Origin of the sequence: Asanoa sp. NPDC049573, from assembly GCF_040676615.1 — a bacterium.
Taxonomy (GTDB): domain Bacteria; phylum Actinomycetota; class Actinomycetes; order Mycobacteriales; family Micromonosporaceae; genus Asanoa.
Genome location: NZ_JBFAPI010000051.1, coordinates 1 through 1,216 on the forward strand (window position 1 = coordinate 1; position 1,216 = coordinate 1,216).

1 protein-coding gene is annotated in these 1,216 nt (G+C 69.2%); it reads left to right on the forward strand.

Going from position 1 to position 1,216, the window contains the following annotated elements:
- The first annotated feature begins 151 nt into the window (after positions 1 to 151).
- Positions 152 to 973, forward strand: a complete 822-nt coding sequence (locus tag AB0J74_RS38870) for an alpha/beta hydrolase (protein WP_363458315.1) — start codon at positions 152 to 154, stop codon at positions 971 to 973.
- The last annotated feature ends 243 nt before the right edge of the window (positions 974 to 1,216 follow it).

Here is a 1,216-nt window from a genome sequence, read left to right on the forward strand (position 1 = left end):
GCGACCGTCATCGACGCCCCCGACGTCGTCGACGGCAACCTCGTCTCCTGCCGGGGCTGGCCCGACATGCCGCAATTCGGCCGGGCGATGATGGAACTCTTCGCGAAGTCCGTCGACGCCGCATCGGCATGAGCTCACCTGGCCTGCCCCGGTGACGGCACTGCGGACCGTCACGGTGGATGGCTCCCCCGTCAACGTCCTGGAAAGCGGCATCGGGCCCGCGGTGCTGATGCTGCACGGCTCCGGACCTGGCACGACCGGGTCCGCCGCCTGGGCGACGACGGCGCAGGCGCTGGCCACGTCCTGGCATCTGGTGGCTCCTGACCAGGCGGGGTTCGGCCGTACGCCTGTCCCGGCGGGATTAAGGGGTGGGCTGCGGCTGTGGACGGAGCAGGCCGCGGGCTTGATGGATGCTCTCGGCATCGAGCACTACGCGGTGGTGGGTCACTCCATGGGCGGTGCCGTGGCGTTGGCGTTGGCGGCCGCGCGCCCCCAGCAGGTCACCCGCGTCGTGGCGGTCTCGACGATGGGCGCCCCCGGTGCGCCGCTGTCCGCCGATCTCGACGCGGTCTGGGCCGCCCCCGCCGGCCCGCTCGGGGCACGAGACGTGCTCAGTCGCCTCGTCCTCGACCAAGCGCTCGTGACCGATTCGGCCGTCGACGCGCGTGCGGCCGCGATGCGAACGGGGGCGGCCGCATACGCATCGTTGTTCCCTCCACCCAGGACACGATGGGTCGAGGATCTCACCCTCTCGGCGCAAACCCTGGCGACGGTACGCGCGCCCGTGCTGCTCGTTCACGGCGCGCAGGACCGAATCACCCCGCTCGGGACGGCAGCCCTCCCCCTGCTCGAACACCTGGCCGATGTCCGCCTGCATGTGCTCGGCCGATGCGGACACGTGCCGGCTATCGAGCACCCGCACGAGTTCAGGCAACTGCTGTCGTGCTTCCTCGGCCAGGACCGAAGTCACTAATTGATGCCCGTCGCCTGCTCACGTTGGCCAACGCACAGTGACGTTAGATGTCTGCCCGTACCTCTGGGAACGTCCGGTCGAGGTGGTCGGGGCTGGGTGCGGATCGCACCGCATAGTCCAGGAAAGCTAAAACGCAGGAATCGGTGATGCCTAGGGCGTGTCCTGCCGATCATGTGCTGGTGAGTGGTTCACCATGCGTTGGTGGTGGGTCGCGGTGAGTTGACCGACAAGGCGTGGGCGGTG